Annotated in this window: 19 protein-coding genes; 2 read left to right on the plus strand and 17 right to left on the minus strand. The window is 39.7% G+C overall.

Going from position 1 to position 17,891, the window contains the following annotated elements; genetic code table 11:
• Positions 1–3: 3 nt before the first annotated feature.
• The 4 genes from rapZ to LC095_RS14520 all read right to left on the minus strand — a co-directional run bounded on the left by rapZ (position 4) and on the right by LC095_RS14520 (position 4,659).
• Complete coding sequence (gene rapZ, locus LC095_RS14505) at positions 4–906, minus strand: RNase adapter RapZ (RefSeq protein ID WP_226528819.1); 903 nt, start codon at positions 904–906, stop codon at positions 4–6.
• Positions 907–1,018: 112 nt separating this feature from the next.
• On the minus strand, positions 1,019–1,477 hold the full coding sequence (locus LC095_RS14510; RefSeq protein ID WP_078431662.1) for an 8-oxo-dGTP diphosphatase: 459 nt from the start codon (positions 1,475–1,477) through the stop codon (positions 1,019–1,021).
• Between the two features lie 425 nt (positions 1,478–1,902).
• Positions 1,903–2,853, minus strand: a complete 951-nt coding sequence (gene trxB, locus LC095_RS14515) for a thioredoxin-disulfide reductase (RefSeq protein ID WP_226528820.1) — start codon at positions 2,851–2,853, stop codon at positions 1,903–1,905.
• Positions 2,854–3,210: 357 nt separating this feature from the next.
• Positions 3,211–4,659, minus strand: coding sequence for a tetratricopeptide repeat protein (locus tag LC095_RS14520; protein ID WP_226528821.1), 1,449 nt, complete (start codon positions 4,657–4,659; stop codon positions 3,211–3,213).
• Positions 4,660–4,847: 188 nt separating this feature from the next.
• Between LC095_RS14520 and LC095_RS14525 the strand changes: the two genes are divergently transcribed.
• A complete protein-coding gene (locus LC095_RS14525; RefSeq protein WP_226528822.1) occupies positions 4,848–5,867 on the plus strand; it encodes a DUF3231 family protein in 1,020 nt (339 codons plus the stop codon).
• Between the two features lie 48 nt (positions 5,868–5,915).
• Here the strand turns inward: LC095_RS14525 and hisIE are convergent, their stop codons facing one another.
• The 13 genes from hisIE to hprK form a co-directional block, all read right to left on the minus strand.
• The gene (gene hisIE, locus LC095_RS14530; RefSeq protein ID WP_226528823.1) at positions 5,916–6,542 is read right to left on the minus strand and encodes a bifunctional phosphoribosyl-AMP cyclohydrolase/phosphoribosyl-ATP diphosphatase HisIE; all 627 of its coding nucleotides are present in this window, start codon (positions 6,540–6,542) and stop codon (positions 5,916–5,918) included.
• Complete coding sequence (gene hisF / locus LC095_RS14535) at positions 6,539–7,297, minus strand: imidazole glycerol phosphate synthase subunit HisF (RefSeq protein WP_226528824.1); 759 nt, start codon at positions 7,295–7,297, stop codon at positions 6,539–6,541. The genes hisIE and hisF overlap by 4 nt, the downstream gene beginning before the upstream one ends.
• Positions 7,294–8,031 (minus strand): 1-(5-phosphoribosyl)-5-[(5-phosphoribosylamino)methylideneamino]imidazole-4-carboxamide isomerase, encoded by a 738-nt coding sequence (hisA, locus tag LC095_RS14540; RefSeq protein ID WP_226528825.1) that lies wholly within the window; start codon positions 8,029–8,031, stop codon positions 7,294–7,296. Before hisA ends, hisF begins: the two co-directional genes overlap by 4 nt.
• The gene (gene hisH, locus LC095_RS14545; protein ID WP_226528826.1) at positions 8,028–8,657 is read right to left on the minus strand and encodes an imidazole glycerol phosphate synthase subunit HisH; all 630 of its coding nucleotides are present in this window, start codon (positions 8,655–8,657) and stop codon (positions 8,028–8,030) included. Before hisH ends, hisA begins: the two co-directional genes overlap by 4 nt.
• A 2-nt stretch (positions 8,658–8,659) precedes the next feature.
• Positions 8,660–9,250 carry an imidazoleglycerol-phosphate dehydratase HisB gene (gene hisB, locus LC095_RS14550; RefSeq protein ID WP_226528827.1) on the minus strand — a complete coding sequence of 197 codons (591 nt, stop codon included), beginning with the start codon at positions 9,248–9,250 and terminating at the stop codon, positions 8,660–8,662.
• Between the two features lie 11 nt (positions 9,251–9,261).
• Positions 9,262–10,530: a histidinol dehydrogenase gene (hisD, locus tag LC095_RS14555; protein WP_226528828.1), complete on the minus strand. Its 1,269-nt coding sequence runs from the start codon at positions 10,528–10,530 to the stop codon at positions 9,262–9,264.
• A gap of 3 nt (positions 10,531–10,533) precedes the next feature.
• Complete coding sequence (hisG, locus tag LC095_RS14560; protein ID WP_226528829.1) at positions 10,534–11,163, minus strand: ATP phosphoribosyltransferase; 630 nt, start codon at positions 11,161–11,163, stop codon at positions 10,534–10,536.
• A gap of 1 nt (position 11,164) precedes the next feature.
• Positions 11,165–12,355, minus strand: a complete 1,191-nt coding sequence (locus LC095_RS14565) for an ATP phosphoribosyltransferase regulatory subunit (RefSeq protein WP_226528830.1) — start codon at positions 12,353–12,355, stop codon at positions 11,165–11,167.
• A 327-nt stretch (positions 12,356–12,682) separates the two neighbouring features.
• A complete protein-coding gene (locus tag LC095_RS14570; protein WP_226528831.1) occupies positions 12,683–13,204 on the minus strand; it encodes an acyltransferase in 522 nt (173 codons plus the stop codon).
• Position 13,205: 1 nt separating this feature from the next.
• A complete protein-coding gene (ppaX, locus tag LC095_RS14575; protein WP_226528832.1) occupies positions 13,206–13,847 on the minus strand; it encodes a pyrophosphatase PpaX in 642 nt (213 codons plus the stop codon).
• Positions 13,837–14,784 carry a nucleoside recognition domain-containing protein gene (locus tag LC095_RS14580; RefSeq protein ID WP_226528833.1) on the minus strand — a complete coding sequence of 316 codons (948 nt, stop codon included), beginning with the start codon at positions 14,782–14,784 and terminating at the stop codon, positions 13,837–13,839. The genes ppaX and LC095_RS14580 overlap by 11 nt, the downstream gene beginning before the upstream one ends.
• A 45-nt stretch (positions 14,785–14,829) precedes the next feature.
• Entirely contained in the window at positions 14,830–15,648 is an 819-nt protein-coding gene (gene lgt, locus LC095_RS14585; RefSeq protein ID WP_078431677.1) for a prolipoprotein diacylglyceryl transferase, read from the minus strand.
• A gap of 169 nt (positions 15,649–15,817) precedes the next feature.
• A complete protein-coding gene (gene hprK, locus LC095_RS14590) occupies positions 15,818–16,753 on the minus strand; it encodes an HPr(Ser) kinase/phosphatase (RefSeq protein WP_226528834.1) in 936 nt (311 codons plus the stop codon).
• Between the two features lie 322 nt (positions 16,754–17,075).
• On the opposite strand from hprK, the gene LC095_RS14595 reads away from it, so the two are divergent.
• The gene (locus LC095_RS14595; RefSeq protein WP_226528835.1) at positions 17,076–17,756 is read left to right on the plus strand and encodes an N-acetylmuramoyl-L-alanine amidase; all 681 of its coding nucleotides are present in this window, start codon (positions 17,076–17,078) and stop codon (positions 17,754–17,756) included.
• Positions 17,757–17,891: the final 135 nt, after the last annotated feature.

Genomic DNA, 17,891 nt, shown 5'->3' on the forward strand with positions numbered 1-17,891 from the left:
TACTTAGTGATGCTTTCTTTTCTCAATGTCCCGATGTGAAACTTGAGTGTGATAATCATTTTTATAGTAATCGGCAATGTATTCAGCTAATGTTACTGAGCGATGTTGTCCTCCTGTACATCCAATCGCTACAACAAGTTGACTTTTCCCCTCACGTTTATAGTAAGGCAGCATAAACGTAAGCAAATCCTGGAGCTTTTCTAAAAACTTCTGTGTTTCATTCCACTTTAGAACATAGGAAGAAACTTCTTCCTGCAAACCAGTTTTCGGTCTCATATGATCAATGTAATGCGGGTTAGGTAAAAAGCGTACATCAAAGACAAGATCTGCATCAATAGGAATTCCGTATTTAAATCCGAATGATGTAACATTTACTGTAAATGTCTGCTCGACACTTGTGGAGAACTGTTTTAGAATCTTTTCTCTCAGTTCTCTGGGCTTCAGCTCTGATGTATCATAGATAAGCTGTGCTCTACCTTTTAACTCTTCCAGAAGCTCTCGTTCAAGACCGATACCTTCTAAAGGAAGACCCTTTGATGCCAATGGATGGGAACGTCTTGTTTCCTTGTATCGCGTTACAAGTGTTGAGTCTTTTGCATCCAAAAATAAAATATGCGGTGTTAACCATGCATTCTCTGCTAAATCATCAAGTGATTCAAACAAGCTATCAAAAAATTCTCTTCCTCGAAGGTCCATAACAAGTGCCACTTTGTTCATTTTCGAGCCTGACTCTTTCATTAGCTCCAAAAATTTCGGTAACAAAGTTGGAGGCAAGTTGTCCACACAGAAATAACCTAAGTCCTCAAAGCTTTGAATGGCAACTGTTTTTCCAGCCCCAGACATACCTGTAATAATCACCATTTGTACTTCCTGCGGTGTTTGTTGTTCAGTTTGTTCAATGGTCATTTCATATCCTCCCCTCTTTCTTCACTCGTCATATATTTTACGTTACCATGTTTTTTACTTTTGATCATGTACGTTTGTAAGAAAATGTGCCACACATCTGATTTTCCCTATTTTATTGCGGATCTAGACGGTAGGAAAGTAATTCATAATCAGGTGTGTATGTAAAGGTACCATAAAGCATTCCTGTTCCTTTTATAACATATTCCAGTATGTGATGATCTCCAGGCGCCATTGGCAGTTCCTGAATCACATCTTTATTATGCCATTTTATCGTTCCCTCTTCAGATTCCAGGACATTTGTTCCCTGGTAATCTGTTGCTAAGAACGTAAACATCATCCATTCTGATACAATATCTGTTCCATCTTGTATGATGAAGGTAAAGATTCCTTTAAGCTGGGGGTTTTTAATATATATGCCCGTTTCTTCACGGAATTCACGAGTGACCGTATCCTTCACCGATTCTCCTAACTCCATTTTGCCGCCTGGAGCTACCCACCAGCCTCTTCTGGGTTTTTGCAGGAGAAGAACTTTATTTCCTTCCATTAAGACGCAATTGGTTACTCTTTGCAAATTCTCCACCTCGATTTTCCACAGAACATTACTCTTGCTAGCAACGTACTTTTACTTCCATTATACTATATTTCAAATTATCTTCACAACGAACAGGACTGGTATACAAAAATAAAAAACGATGGTGATAGGGGTTATTCTTTTTTATTACGAAAAGAGACTAAGAAGAGGATTACTACTATGTATATACGTTTATATCGTAAAACTGTTTCATTTTTTTGCAGAAAAAATAAAAACAGCAGACAGGCAAAAAAAAGGGAGCATGGGAAAGGGCGCCCATGCTCTAAAATAAGTCTATTTATAAAAGGGGGTCAATTACTATTTATATAGTACCTCATAATTGTTTCACTCATGTTACAAGAGGGTTAAAACACAATTACGAATTTGTTAATCAGACTTCGGCACCTTTTACAATTTAGGTTAAATTAATTAACAGCTTTTAGTTTTTCGGCTAATTCTTCTACGTAGTGTTGTGCACTTTGAGCAGCAATGCTACCATCACCAGTTGCTGTGACAATTTGGCGAAGCATTTTTTCACGAATATCACCGGCTGCAAAAATTCCTGGTACTTTTGTTTCCATTCGTTCATTTGTTTCAATATAACCATTTTCGTTTGTAATTCCAAGGTTTGCAAATGGTTTTGATAATGGAACCATTCCAATGTAGATGAATACACCGTCAGCTTTAAATTCTTGTTCCCCACCATTTTCAGTATTCACTAATGTTAATTTTCCAACTTTACCATCTTGTTCATGAATTTCTTTTATAGTGTGGTTCCAGATAAATTCAACTTTTTCGTTATCGAACGCACGTTGTTGAAGAATTTTTTGAGCTCTTAGTTCGTCACGTCGGTGAACAATCGTCACTTTTGTAGCAAAGCGAGTTAAATATACTCCCTCTTCTACCGCAGAGTCTCCTCCACCTACAACAACCAGTTCTTTCCCTTTAAAGAAAGCTCCGTCACAAACCGCACAATAAGAAACTCCGCGTCCACCTAGTTCTTTTTCGCCAGGCACACCGATTTTTTTGTATTCTGCACCAGTTGTAATGATTACGGCTCTTGTTTTGTATTCTTTTTTACCTGCTTTGACGATTTTGTATTCTTCTCCATCAACAATTTCCTGAATATCGCCATATGCATATTCTGCACCGAATTTCTTCGCATGGTCGAACATTTTTGTTGATAGTTCCGGCCCTAAAATGTGGTCAAATCCAGGGTAGTTTTCAACTTCTTCCGTGTTAGCCATTTGACCGCCCGGTATTCCACGTTCAATCATAAGTGTTGACAGGTTTGCGCGTGAAGTATAGACAGCTGCTGTCATCCCCGCAGGACCTGCTCCTGCTATAATAACGTCATAAATTTTTTCTTCTGACACGATTTTTCACTCCTTAGTAAAACCTTTACTTTGATTATCTGCTTTTTCGAGAAGACAAATACCCTTCATTTTATCTTCATCATTTTCTGCTATAAACATCGTATTAAATTAACGAGAATGATGCCAATTTTTTGCTCAAAAGGGGATCACAGATTTTCAGAATTTTGTCGTTCTCGGGCGAATATTGTCTAATCGCAAATAAATTGTTGAAAATCGCAAATAAAATCCGCAAATCGCAAACAAAATTTCAAAACCGCAAATAACTTGATTACTCATTAATTTTTACAGTACAACTGGGACGAGGAACCTGTCCCTCCGGACCACTCCGCACCAAAAAACCCGCCACAAGGCGGGTTTTTATGAGAGCATGTTTTTGATGAGTTTTGCATATTTCCCAATGGTTGCAACGGATGTTGTGTATTGGGTTGCGATGGTTGCTTGAGTTATGGGTTGATTTGCTTCGGTTCTCCATACATATTCCAGTGCAGCTGCCCAGCCTTGATGATTTTGTAATGAGATATTTTCTTTGTAAACTTTTGTAAGAATACGGAAAGAAAATAAAAACAATTCATCCTGCTTTGAGTGAGCAAATAAAGATTCGGCAATGTGATAGAGTGCAGCTATCTTTTCATGCATGTGATGATCGTTTGATAAAGCAAACGTTATAAATTCTTTTTCAAGCTGTGATTGCGGTACAGTTGATGATTGGTAGAGCTTGATCTCATTATGATTGTTCGTTTGAACGGCAAGAAAAATTGCGTAAAGACGCTCTTCAAGTGTCATGCTGCCTACACGATGATTAGCATCCCCTGACACATTCCACGGCTCTGAGCCTTCTTTCTCTTTGTTTTCCTTTATGACCCTCTCCCACATTTGTTCAGCAAATGTCACATTTCCTGTAAAATATGCGGAATATGATAACCAGTAATAAAAGACTTCATCACCTTCAAAGCCTTGTTTATAGAGAGAGCGAAGCCACTTGTAAGCAAGCGGATAATGCCCGACCAATGCAAAAGTTGCTCCAAGCTTATAGCGGTGTTCTAATAAAAGCGGATGTACTGTTGATAATACCTTTGCGATTTCTTCAACCTTTTCGTCCTGGCGTTCATAATAATAAAAAACTAATAAATTACAGTATGCATGAAGGTTGCCGGGGTTCTGTTCAAGAACTGTTTGCAAGTATTGTTTGGCTTTATCCACTTCCCCTACATAAAAATAAGCCAGGGATAAATTATTGTGTGCCGACCAAAATTCAGGATATTCTTCAACAATTTCTTCAAGTAATGTGATAGCCTCTTCAAACTGGCTTGTTTCCAGAAGAGATTTGGCTGCATCTTGTTTTAAAATCAAATCATCAGGATCTTTTAAAAATGGTTCCTCATCATCATCTTCCATTGTTAAGAGATCGATCAAATCTTCATTTTCCTCAATAAATTCACCATACGGATCGATTCTTGAATACTCTGTTGCACATTTATATGCTTCCTGAAATAATCCAAGATGTGCGTAATTGTTTGCCATAAAGTAGTGACATTCCGTCATTTCTTTATCAAGTTCATCAAGTATATATGAAAGCAATTCATTTGATTGACTGTATTTTCCCATATCTGTGTAGATCGTCGCGAGCTGGGAGAGCTTACCTGAATCCATTGGATCCAACTCAACAGCCTTTTGTAGATATTTACTTGCTTTTTGATAGTTTTGCTCTCGGTATGCCTTAAGACCTTTATTATAATAATATTGTCCATCTTGGAGAAACGGGACAACCTGTGCGTTTTTTTGTTGTTTGCTCAATTGTTTTCCCACTGAAATCCTCCATTTCATTCATTTCACCGTACGTAAGTATACCACAAGATATGCTTTCAAAATAGTGGGTAAATGTAAAGACGATACATATTCCACTTTTGGAAAATTACTTCCAAATTCCAAAATGGCAAATATTCATTTTAAAAGAGTGAAGAATAGAAATAGATCAAGATCAGGAGGATGTATAAATGGACCAAAAAGAATTATCACCTCACCATATTGAGCTTACCTCTTCGGAAATCGGGGCATTGTGGGCTTCATATATGTCGGAAAGTGCGAGCAAGCCAGTCTTACTCTACTTTAATCAAATTGTCGAGGATTCCGAAATAAAAGAACTTATCGACACTGCTTTAGCGAAGTGTACTGAACATATTTCAACATTAACTAAGCTTTTTGCTAAAGAAACATACCCGCTTCCTATCGGTTTTTCAGAGCGGGATGTAAACATGGATGCACCAAGATTGTTTTCTGATTCTTTTATCCTCTATTTTCTCCGTAATTTTGGAAAAGCTGCGATTGCAGCAGATGGCATGGCGCTTACGATGTCTGCACGGAAAGATATACGTGAACTCTATTATCACTATTTAACTGAGGCTTGCGAAGTTGAGGATATGGCAAAAGAAATAGAGCTTTCCAAAGGATTATTTGTACGCACACCATACCTGTCAAAACCTGATAAAGCAACGATGGTAGAAAGTCAGGGATTTCTCCGCGGTTGGTTTGGGGAAAGACGTACGTTAACCGCCACTGAAATTTCCCATATCTCAATGAATTATTCGAACAATGCACTAGGAAAAACATTACTAATGGGTTTTTCTCAAACAGCCGCAACAGAAGAATTAAGAAGTCATTTTGTTCGGGGAATTAACATTGCCGGTTCGATTATGGAAACTCTGAGACGACTTCTCGAGGAATGTTCATTGCCATCACCAGCTACATGGGACACAGAGGTAACAGATTCCACCGTTTCTCCATTTTCAGATAAATTAATGCTTTTTCATGTTAACTCTCTAAATGCAATTGGTCTAGGGAATATTGGAGGATCTTTAGCATTATCTTTACGCCGTGACTTATCTGCCAAATACCTGAAAATGATGAAAGATATTGGATCATATGCAGAAGATTCCGCTAACATTATGATTAAAAACAGTTGGTTTGAGCGTCCGCCTCAAGCGATAAATCGGGATTACTTATCAAAAAAGCATTAAATGAAAAGAGGACTGTCCTCACCCTAAAGAATGAGACAGGCCTCTTCGTTATTTCCCGATATGTCGTTCTTCAAGCACCTTTAATACATCATCCAGCGGAAGCTTTTGTTCACGCAATAACACCATTAAGTGAAACAATAGATCTGCAACTTCCCATTTTAACTCACCATGATCACGGTTTTTTGCCGCAATGATCACTTCTCCTGCTTCCTCACCGACCTTCTTTAAAATCTTATCAACACCTTCGGTAAAGAGATATGTCGTATAAGATCCTTCCGGAAGCTCACTTTCACGCTCGGCAATCAATGTTTCCAATGTATTTAGAATCTGGAAACGATCTTGTGGTGCTTGTACTTCCTGCTTATCAATTGTTTCACTAAAACATGTGTAGGCACCTGTATGGCATGCCGGTCCTTCAGGTTGAACAAGTACTAAAATCGCGTCCTGATCACAATCATATCTCATCTCCACAACTGTTTGCGTGTTTCCGCTTGTTGCACCTTTATGCCACAACTCTTGACGTGAACGGCTGTAGAACCAAGTTTCCTTTGTTTCGATCGTTTTTTTAAACGATTCTTCATTCATATAAGCTAATGTTAAAACTTCCTTGCTAACTGCATCTTGCACGATGGCAGGCACTAAGCCGTTTTGATCAAATTTAATCGATTCTATCATCGTACATTCACCCCCTGTTGATCTAAATATGCTTTTACTTCTTTCACAGATGTTTCTTTATAGTGGAAAATGGATGCGGCCAATGCTGCATCAGCTTTTCCTTCTTGAAAGGCATGTAAAAAGTGTTCGGCATTTCCTGCACCACCAGAGGCAATGACAGGAACAGTTACCGCTTCACTGACAGCCTTATTTAAAGCAAGATTGAAGCCGCTTTTTTCTCCATCACTGTCCATGCTTGTTAATAGAATTTCACCAGCACCACGCTTCACAGCTTCCCTGGCCCACTCGACGACTTCCCATTTTGTTGCATTTCTGCCGCCATGTGTGAAGACTCTCCAGCTGCCTAACTGATCGTCGTATTTGGCATCAATAGCAACAACTATACACTGTGAACCGAAAAAGCTGGCACCTTCTGTAATTAAATCAGGATTCAATAATGCAGCCGTGTTAAGAGATACTTTATCAGCTCCGGCACGCAGGATACGTTTCATATCTTCCAATGAGTTGATTCCTCCGCCAACTGTAAACGGGATTGCAAGCTGTGCTGCCACCTGTTCCACAACATCAACCATTGTTTTCCGTCCTTCGTGTGAAGCAGAAATATCTAAGAAAACGAGCTCATCAGCCCCTTCTTTATCATAAAACTTTGCCAGCTCTACAGGATCTCCGGCATCTCGTAACCCTAAAAATTGAATTCCTTTGACCACACGGCCTTCCTTCACATCAAGACACGGAATAATACGCTTTGTAATCATGATGATGCGCCTACCTTTAATGCGTCTGGTAAACTAAATTGATTTGTATATAAGGCTTTTCCAACGATCGCTCCTGCCACACCTGTTTGTTTGTTTTCAGAAAGAGTTTCCAAGTCCTTTAGAGAGCTGACGCCACCTGAAGCAATGACTTGTTTACCAGTTGCTTTTGCCATCTCCACAACTGCCTCCACATTTGGACCAGACAGCATGCCATCTGTTGCAATATCTGTAAAAATGAACACTTCAGCACCAGCATTTGCAAGCTCTTTTCCAAGATCTGTTGCTTTTACATTTGATGTATTCAACCAGCCTTCTGTCGAGACATAACCGTCTTTTGCATCGATTCCGATCGCGATTTTCTCACCATATGTAGCAAGCATCTTTTTCACGAACTCAGGATTTGAAATGGCTGCACTTCCTAAAATCACCCGGTCTACGCCATTTGAAAGATAATACTCAACATCTTCCTCCGTACGAATTCCGCCGCCAATTTGGATTTTCGCTGATAGTTTCACAGCTGCATCAATAACATGCTGATGATTTACAAGCTTGCCTTCCTTTGCACCATCTAAATCAACCATGTGAATCCAGTTTGCTCCTTGATCATCAAATTGTTTTGCCATATCGAAAGGAGAATCGCCATAAACCGTTTCCTTGTTATAATCTCCTTGAAGCAATCGAACACATTTCCCGCCGCGCATATCGATTGCAGGATAAATAATAAACTGACTCATCGTTTTTCTCCCTCCACCAGGTTAATATAGTTTTCTAAAATCGCCAGACCTAACTCACTGCTTTTTTCCGGGTGAAATTGTGTTCCGTACACATTTCCGCGTCCCACAACAGCAGGCACCTCAACACTATAGCTTGCCGTCGCCAACAATGTATCCTCATCAGCAGCATCCACAAAATACGAGTGAACGAAATAAGCATAACCACTGGATATTCCCGCTAACAATGGGCTCTCATTTCGAATCGTCAAATCGTTCCAGCCCATATGTGGTACCTTGAATGATTCACCTTTTACAGACTCAGGAATCCGAATGACCCGGCCAGATAAAAGAGAAAGTCCCTTTGCTTCACCATTTTCAATACTTTCATCAAATAATAGCTGCATCCCAAGGCAAATACCTAATAATGGCTTTCCTTCTGAAACAACTTTTTGAACGAACTGAGTTAAGCCTGTTTCATTAAGAATTTCCATAGCATCTTTGAATGAGCCAACCCCTGGTAAAATATAGCCGTCAGCTTTGGCAAGTGCTTCTTGATCACTTGTCATAATATACTCAGCATCCATCCGTTCCAACGCTTTGCTGACACTGTACAGATTTCCCATACCATAATCAATGATTGCAATCATGCTTATAACATCCCTTTCGTTGAAGGAAGCTTTCCTTCCATACGTGGATCAACCATTGTTGCTTCATCAAGCGCTCTCGCTAATGCTTTGAAAATTGCTTCAATAATATGGTGTGTGTTACGGCCATAGTGAACAATAACATGTAAATTCATACGAGCCTCTAATGCAAACTTCCAAAGAAATTCATGGACATTTTCAGTATCAAATGTTCCAACTTTTGTACTTGGAAGTTCTCCTCTGTATTCAAGATGCGGACGGTTGCTCAAATCAACAACAACCTGTGCCAATGCTTCATCCATCGGAACAAATGCACTTCCATAGCGCTTAATTCCTCTTTTATCACCCAATGCTTCACGGATAGCCTGCCCTAAGCAAATGCCGATGTCCTCTGTTGTATGGTGATCATCAATTTCAACATCACCATTTGCATCAACTGATAAATCAAATTGCCCGTGCTTTGTAAAAAGGTCAAGCATATGGTCCATAAATGGTACATCCGTTTTTAAAGAAGATTGACCTGTCCCGTCAATAGAAAAGGACAAGGAAATTTGTGTTTCCTTTGTATCACGTTTAATTGAAGCTGTTCTTGTCATTTCGTTTCCTCCTATTTAAGCCTTTCTTCCATTGCACGCGCATGTGCTTCCAAGCCTTCTAATCTTGCTAACTTTGCCACTTTTTCGTAGTTGTTGTGGAATGCTTTCTCGCTATATTGGATAATGCTCGATTTTTTCATAAAATCATCAACATTCAATGGACTTGAAAAACGAGCTGTTCCGTTTGTTGGTAACACATGGTTCGGTCCTGCAAAATAATCACCAACAGGCTCTGAGCTATAACGACCAAGGAAAATTGCTCCCGCATGGCGGATTTCATTAAGGCTTGCTAATGGATTTTCCGTTAGAACTTCAAGATGTTCCGGTGCAAGCTCGTTGACAACCGCAATCGCTGTTTCAAGATCTTCAGCAACATAAATATGTCCATATGCTTCAATTGAAGCCTTCGCGATTTCTTTTCTCGGTAATAATTCGACTTGTCGCTCCACTTCAGCTTTTACTTCTTCAGCCTGCTTCATTGAAGTTGTCACAAGGATGCTTGATGCCTGTTTATCATGTTCTGCCTGTGATAAAAGATCTGCCGCAATTTCATTCGCTTTCGCGGTTTCATCACTTAGAACAACAATTTCACTCGGTCCAGCAATCATATCGATATCAACGTTTCCAAAGACTTCTCGCTTTGCCAAGGCTACGAAAATATTTCCTGGACCCATAATTTTATCTACGGCAGCGATTGTTTCCGTTCCATATGCTAACGCTGCAATCGCCTGGGCTCCCCCGACTTTATAAATCTCTTCAATACCAAGTTCTTTAGCAGCAACAAGGACCCCTGCCGGTAGTGTTCCTTCTTGATTTGGCGGTGAAACAAGGACAATTCGCTTTACACCTGCAACTTGTGCTGGAATGACATTCATTAAAACAGATGAAGGATATGCCGCTGTTCCACCCGGTACATACACACCGACTGCATCAAGTGCGGTGATTTTTTGCCCAAGCATTGTTCCTTCTTCATTAAAGCTAAACCATGATTCACGCTTTTGTTTTTCATGGAAAGAACGAATATTAGCTGCAGCTTCGCGGATGATGTCTACTAATTCTTGATCTAAAGCTTCATAGGCTGCTGCATATTCAGCTTCTGTTACTTTCAAGGAATCTAGTAAAACACGATCAAATTTTTCTGTATAGGAAAATAGAGCGGCATCTCCTTGTCCGCGTACATCCGATATGATGGATTGAACAATTTTCCGTTGTTCCTCTGTCCCCGTATCAATCGTTCGTCTTAAACTAACCTTTTTATCTGTAATGGTTGTAATTTTCATTGATTAGCCCCCAATGACCTTTGATAGTCGCTCAACTAATTCATCAATCGGTTCATCCTTCATACGATAGCTTACCGGATTTACGATTAATCGCGATGTAATGTGGCAAATATGCTCAAGCTCGACTAACCCGTTTTCTTTTAATGTTCTTCCTGTTGACACAATATCAACGATCCGCTCTGCCAATCCGATTAAAGGTGCAAGCTCGATTGATCCATTTAACTTAATAATTTCCACCTGTTCACCTTGCTCGCGGAAGTAGCTTGATGCTACCTTTGGATATTTTGTAGCCACTTTAGGCGCAACATTGGAGATTTTTGTATCAGGAAGACCAGCAACTGCTAAATAGCACTCACTGATTTTCAGATCAAGTACCTCATACACATCCCGATCTTCTTCAAGCATGACGTCTTTTCCGGCAATTCCAACATCTGCTACCCCATGCTCAACATATGTCACAACATCCATCGGCTTCGCTAAAATGAAGCGGATATTTTCGTTTGGAACATCCAAAATTAATTTTCTGGATTCATCGAACTCGGGAGGAAGCTGATAGCCTGCATTGCGAAGCATATCTGCTGCTTCTTCAAAAATTCTTCCTTTTGGCATCGCAATTGTTAACTGTTGACTCATCTTACAGCTCCTCCTTTCGAGAACCAATAAAATAACTTACTTCTTCAAATTTTTTTGTATATGCATCAACATCTTTAATACCGGTAATATCCTGCATGACAACTCGTTTATTTGATTGTCTTAGCTCTGTTGCAAAGATAATTGCCTCAGCACGACGTTCTTGACTGTATATCACACATTGAAGTGTTGCTTCTTCTGTAACGTTAAGGGCTTCGATTAAACGATCCAGGTGCAGACCAAACCCTGTTGCAGGTGCCGCACGGTTGAACTTTTCAAATAAGTGGTCATAGCGTCCGCCATTTCCAATCGGAAATCCAACATTATCTGCATACACTTCAAATAAAACACCTGTGTAATAGCTCATATGGCTGACGATATTTAAATCAAGTTTTAGATAGTCTGTTACTTGATATGCTTCAAGTGCACTCCAAATTTGTGAGATTTCTTCTAAAGAGCTAAGAGCTTCCTGTGAGGTAACAAGTTCTTTCGCTTCATTTACTTTTTCAATGCCTCCACGAAGTGTTAATAGAGTAAACAAACGCTCTTTATCAATAGAGGATAAAGGTAAGCTTTTTACATGCTCGCGGTAGCCTACATAGTTTTTCTCATACAGGAATCGTCTTAACACATCTGCCCGTTCCTGATTTCCCAGCACTTCTTTAAATAAGGCATTTGCGTAACCAATATGGCCGATCGCAATTTTGAAATTATTCAGTCCTGCTTTCTTTAGCACTGAAACCATTAAGGCAATCACTTCAGCATCAGCGCTTGAAGTGCCATCACCGATTAGTTCTACCCCTACTTGTTCAAATTCAGCAGGACGTCCACCTTCATGCTGTTGGGCACGAAATACATTTGCTGAGTACGCAAGTCGTTGCGGATAGAGGTTGTTAAATAGTTTTGAAGCAGCTACACGTGCAATTGGTGCTGTCATATCAGGACGAAGCACTAATGTGTGGCCTTGTTGATCAAGTAATTTAAAAAGCTGTTGATCCAGGATAGCGGATTGAACGCCGACTGTTTCGTAATATTCCAGTGTTGGTGTTTCGATAAATTCAAATCCCCAGCCTTCAATTTCGGTTGTCATTTCATTTCGTGTTTTCTTTTTTACTTCATATAGATTTGGTAATGTATCAACCATCCCAAGTGGTTTTTCAAACATAAACATATGTGTCAGTACCCCCGTCGTCATTGAATACTAAGTTAATTTTCAGAATCCTTTACTTCGCTAATATGCTAATATACTACCAAAGTGAAGGGGATATTTCAAGGAATTACTATATATTAGGTGAAATTTGTTTAGTTTACATATTATTCTGACTTTTGAGTGTTTAAACAAACGTTTGATTAAGGCCAAGTTTGGCACTTAGATGCTTATGTAAAAAGTGTTGTGGTGGCTGATTGCAGCTCCAGGTTGCTCGCTTCAATCAACCTAAATAGTCTCTGCTAGAGACCCTTTTGATTAAAAAAGTATATAACATGAACCTTAAATCACTTGTTCAACTAAAAGAAAAAGCCACTAGTTTGTACTAGCAGCTTCTTCTCTTTTTGCCAGTTCTTCTTTTGTATAGATGATTTGCATCGGGTTTCCACCGACGAAGGCTCCTGCGGGGACATCTTTGTGAACAAGAGTTCCAGCTGAGACAATAGCTCCGTCGCCAATGATGATACCTGGCAGGATTGTTGTATTTGCTCCTATCATTACTTCATCACCAATTTGAACATCACCAAGCCGGTATTCTTTAATCAAATATTCGTGAGCGAGAATGGTTGTGTTATAGCCGATGACCGTGTTTCTTCCAACCGATATCTTTTCCGGAAACATGACATCAAGCATCACCATAAGCGCGAATGAGGTTTGATCACCGATTTTCATGTGTAAAAAAGTACGATAGAGCCAATTTTTCATTGCTAAAAATGGTGTATAACGTGCAAGTTGAATCACAACAAAGTTCCGAACAACCTTCCAAAACGGGACGGTTTTATACACATGCCAAAGCGAGTTGGCTCCTGACACAGGGTATCTTGTTGTTCTCCTCACCTTATTTCACTCCAACAATTGGAAGTAGATCACTCATTCTTTCTAGTAAATAATCCGGATTGTAGCTGCTGATATACTCTCTGCCTTTTATACTCCAGGAAACACCGGCTGTTTTGGTACCGGCATTTTTTCCCGCTTCCACATCATGGTGATTATCACCGACCATGATCGCTTCCTCCGGTTTTGAATCAAGCTGTGCTAATGCGTTTAAAACAGGTTCCGGATGCGGCTTTGCGTTTTCAACATCATCAAGAGTGACAACAACATCAAAAAACTGATCAAGCTTTGTAAGCTTTAGCCCCATGTTCACGGTATCGCGGATTTTCGTTGTCACAATACCGAGTTTGAAGCCATGCTCCTTAAGTGTTTTGATTGTTTCAAACACTGTTTCGTATTCCGTTACAAGCGTGTCATGTTGTTCATGATTAAACTTGCGATACACCTTCACCATTTCTTCTGTTTTCTCCGGGTTGATACTTGTGAATGTATCATAAAGAGTTGGGCCGATAAACGGCAAAACATCTTCTCTTTTATATTGGTCCGGATAATACGAATGTAGTGTGTGGAGAAAGGATTCAATAATTAATTCATTTGTATTGATCAATGTTCCGTCCAGGTCAAATAATAGTGTATTAATTTTCATATGTCGCTTCCTTTCTTCTAGGTGCTGTTTCGAATTTTCTCCAGATAGCTGCTACTGTCATCGTAAGAATAATCGCCACAGACAAACGAATAACAAGCAACGGCCATACCGGAATTCCTAATGGAATAAAAATTAATGTATCCTCTACAACTGCATGACAGGATACTAAAAAGATAAAAGCCAATGTTAAATCCTTATAGCTTACACCATCTTCTTTGACTGCTTGGATCATAACACCTGCTCCGTATGCCAACCCAATTGTTAATCCTGCCACCAATGTCATCGATGTGTTTTCCTTCATACCAAGCATTCTTGTAACAGGGGCCATCCAACGGGTAAATACATTTAAAATTCCATAATCCTTTAAGTATTGAATAACCACCATTAACGGGATAACAATTAACGCTAATTGAACAATACCAAGTGTTGCTTTTTGTAACGCAAGGACGATGATTTCAAACCAACCGTTTGGTACCACACTCGTTTGACTAACAAATCCGTATTGTGCCGTTTCACCTCCGCCTTGCCAGGCAAGGTTTACGACGATGGCGGAACTTATGGCAAGACCGAGTCTTACAATCAAAATGATCCATAGCTTCAACCCAACCTTTGCCGCCACAGAGGATTCCACGAGTAAATTATGTGAAAAGGAAAGCATCAACGCTAAGATAAATACTTCCTTCACGGTTAATTCCAAAGATAATATGGCACCAATTCCAGCATATAGATTAAGAAAGTTCCCTATGACAAGCGGGATAGCTGCTTCACCTGATAATCCGAAAATCCCCATCAATGGTGAAATCAGCTTTACAATCCACCCTAATACGGGTGTATATTGCAGCAGGCTTACAATCAATGTAATTGGAAAAATAACTTTTCCTAATGTCCAGGTTGTCTGCAATCCTGCCTTCAAGCCTGTTTTCAAACTGTCAAACACTTTGACCCTCTCCCTTGATGTAAAAATTGCTAATCGGCCAGGGTTTTATTGACTCGCATCTAAATAGCGTTCTTTTGAATAGCCCTTCATCCGTCGGAAAATGATCACTCCTACAGCAATAAGGATCAGAACAATAGAAATCACTTGTGCAATTCGCAATGTATCTGTCAGCATTAAGCTATCTGTTCTAAGTCCTTCAACGAAAAAGCGTCCGATGGAATACCAGATCACATATGTTAAGAAAAGCTCCCCGCGTCTGAAGTTTGCTTTTCGGAGCAACATGAGACCGATAAATCCAACAAGGCTCCATAATGATTCATATAAAAAAGTTGGATGGTAATATTGTCCATTTATATACATTTGATTGACGATAAAATCAGGTAAAAGTAAACCTTCCAAAAACTCTCTTGTTACAGGTCCTCCATGTGCTTCCTGATTCATAAAGTTTCCCCAACGGCCGATCGCTTGACCTAGAATAATACTTGGTGCCGCAATATCAGCCAATTTCCAAAACGAAATATTCTTCACTTTGGCAAATACTGCCCCAGTTATAACGGCAGCGATTAATCCACCGTGAATCGCTAGTCCGCCATTCCAGATCTTAATAATGTCACCTGGATTTTGAGAATAGTAATCCCACTGAAAGATAACATAGTAGATTCTCGCCCCGATGATAGCAATTGGAATCGCAAACAACACAAGGTCCACAAATGTGTCTTTATGTAATCCGCGTCTTTCACTTTCCTTTACCGCAATGAACAGTGCGAGTAATGCTCCAAGACCAATAATCACACCATACCAGTGAATTTGCAGTGGCCCTAATTCAAGGGCAATCGGATCAAGAGGCTTAATACTTTCTTCCATGTCTTCATCTCCCTCTATGTATGATTGTTGCTTTTTTATCCTCTTCATTCAGGAGTTTCCGTAAGCACAATCATATTTATTTTACTTCTTTTATGTATTGATATCTACCTAATGTTTCCAATTAAAAAGGAGTGGGAATCGGTCGTTTTCCGATTCCATTTTAAGTTGATTATTCCTCTTCGTGATCTCCTTCTTCAATCACACCTGCAAGCTTGTTTGTAAACTGCTCAGCCGCATTTACACCCATTCTTTTTAAGCGATGGTTCATCGCAGCTACTTCAATAATAACGGATAAATTTCGTCCAGGACGAACAGGAACTGTTAGCTTTGTTATATCTGTATCAATGATCCTCATTTTATCTTCTTCTAGTCCCAAACGGTCATATTGTTTATTTTTATCCCATATTTCAAGATTAATCACAAGGGTGATACGTTTGAAGCTTCGAACAGCACCTGCACCAAATAATGTCATAACATTGATAATGCCCAGTCCTCTAATTTCCAACAAATGTTCAATTAGCTCAGGCGCACTACCGATTAGTGTATCGGTGTCTTCCTGGCGAATTTCAACACAATCATCGGCAACAAGACGGTGTCCACGCTTGACAAGTTCAAGAGCTGTTTCACTTTTCCCGACACCACTTTTTCCTATAATTAACACTCCGACTCCGTAAATATCAACTAATACGCCATGAACCGCAGTTGTCGGCGCTAATTTTCCTTCAAGGAAATTTGTTAAATGGCTTGATAAGCGCGTTGTTTTCATTGGAGATCGCAATACAGGAACCCCTTCTCGTTCCGATGCTTCAATAAGCTCTTGAGGCGTTTCCATTTCTCTTGTCACAATGATCGCAGGCGTAATATCTGTGCAAAGCTCGTCCATGCGATGTGTCTTTTCCTGTGGTGAAAGCTGATGGAAAAACGATAGCTCAGTTTTCCCGAGCAGTTGAACACGTTCCTTTGGGTAGTATGTAAAAAAGCCGGCCATTTCAATTCCAGGACGTGACAGGTCACTTGTTGTTATCGGACGATTGATTCCTTCTTCTCCACTAACGATTTCGAAATTAAATTTATCAACTAGATCTTTTGTGCGAACTTTTGGCATGATGTATCCTCCTTTATGGACATGAAAAGCAAGTGATGTATTACCGCAAACATTGTTGCTTCTTAATTTGATTGCGCATGGTTGATTGCAGCTCCAGGTTGCTCGCTTTCTGCTTCAATCAACCAAATCATTATTCATTCATAGAACGTTGTTGAGAAAAACAACCTTTAGTAAAGAGCCTATAACTTCTGTTTCTATTCTAGCACTTGTACCATACTTTCCAAAATAAAAATTAATTTATTCTTCTTATAAAACTTATGCGCTACTTTTTTCGTAGAAAGCCTTATATAAAGGTTGAATATGATGACAAGGAGGAATGTTCATGAAAATTGCAATTGATGCGGGACATGGGTATGAAACACCGGGAAAACGGACGGTTGATGGTATGAAGGAGTATGAGTTTAATCGTGCTGTTGCAGGTGAAATGAAGAAGTTATTGATGAAGTATGAAGGAGTGACCATTTTATTTACTCACTCTGACCAACGGGATGTTCCTCTGAATGAGAGAACCACAAAGGCGAATAAGGAAAAAGTGGATGTCTTTATCTCCATTCACGCAAATGCCCACGGCCATGGAAAACAATGGACAAGTGCTGAAGGAATTGAAACCTATGTTTATACAACTAAGCCAAAAACGGCTACCAGGTTAGCCCAAATGGTTCAGAATGAGCTTATTTCAAGCACAAAACGGAAAAATCGTGGCGTGAAAACAGCTAATTTCCATGTGTTACAAGCAACCTCCATGACAGCTATTTTATGTGAATGTGGATTTATGACAAACAAAGAAGAGGCAGCACTGCTTCAAACCTCCAGCTACCGGTTGACATGCGCAAAAGCCATTGTTGATGCAATAGTGAAATATTATCAACTAACAAACACAAAAGGCACACGATCATCTACCCATTACAAAGTTCAAGTTGGTGCTTTTTCAAACAAACAAAATGCGGAAGCACTTGCAAACGAACTAAAATCAAAAGGATATGATACGTTTATTGTGAAGTAAGTAATGAGGGGCAGTCACGATTATGACTGTCCCTCCTTTTTTAGTGTCCAGCTCCAGCGCCTAGCCCTAGATCGCACAGGACGTGCAAGTGCAGTCATGGCGATTGATGTCGCGTTTTTGACTGCCTCTAGGGTC

This window comes from Metabacillus niabensis, assembly GCF_020524345.1.
Taxonomy (GTDB): domain Bacteria; phylum Bacillota; class Bacilli; order Bacillales; family Bacillaceae; genus Metabacillus; species Metabacillus niabensis_B.

Coding starts and splice junctions, on each gene's coding strand:
- hisG (WP_226528829.1), bottom strand. CDS start 11,163: ATGAGTCAACAGTTAACAATTGCGATGCCAAAAGGAAGAATTTTTGAA.
- hprK (WP_226528834.1), bottom strand. CDS start 16,753: ATGCCAAAAGTTCGCACAAAAGATCTAGTTGATAAATTTAATTTCGAA.
- LC095_RS14595 (WP_226528835.1), top strand. CDS start 17,076: ATGAAAATTGCAATTGATGCGGGACATGGGTATGAAACACCGGGAAAA.
- hisH (WP_226528826.1), bottom strand. CDS start 8,657: ATGATTGCAATCATTGATTATGGTATGGGAAATCTGTACAGTGTCAGC.
- rapZ (WP_226528819.1), bottom strand. CDS start 906: ATGACCATTGAACAAACTGAACAACAAACACCGCAGGAAGTACAAATG.
- lgt (WP_078431677.1), bottom strand. CDS start 15,648: ATGGAAGAAAGTATTAAGCCTCTTGATCCGATTGCCCTTGAATTAGGG.
- ppaX (WP_226528832.1), bottom strand. CDS start 13,847: ATGAAAATTAATACACTATTATTTGACCTGGACGGAACATTGATCAAT.
- hisF (WP_226528824.1), bottom strand. CDS start 7,297: ATGATTACAAAGCGTATTATTCCGTGTCTTGATGTGAAGGAAGGCCGT.
- hisD (WP_226528828.1), bottom strand. CDS start 10,530: ATGAAAATTACAACCATTACAGATAAAAAGGTTAGTTTAAGACGAACG.
- LC095_RS14565 (WP_226528830.1), bottom strand. CDS start 12,355: ATGACGACGGGGGTACTGACACATATGTTTATGTTTGAAAAACCACTT.
- hisIE (WP_226528823.1), bottom strand. CDS start 6,542: ATGATAGAATCGATTAAATTTGATCAAAACGGCTTAGTGCCTGCCATC.
- LC095_RS14525 (WP_226528822.1), top strand. CDS start 4,848: ATGGACCAAAAAGAATTATCACCTCACCATATTGAGCTTACCTCTTCG.
- hisB (WP_226528827.1), bottom strand. CDS start 9,250: ATGACAAGAACAGCTTCAATTAAACGTGATACAAAGGAAACACAAATT.
- hisA (WP_226528825.1), bottom strand. CDS start 8,031: ATGAGTCAGTTTATTATTTATCCTGCAATCGATATGCGCGGCGGGAAA.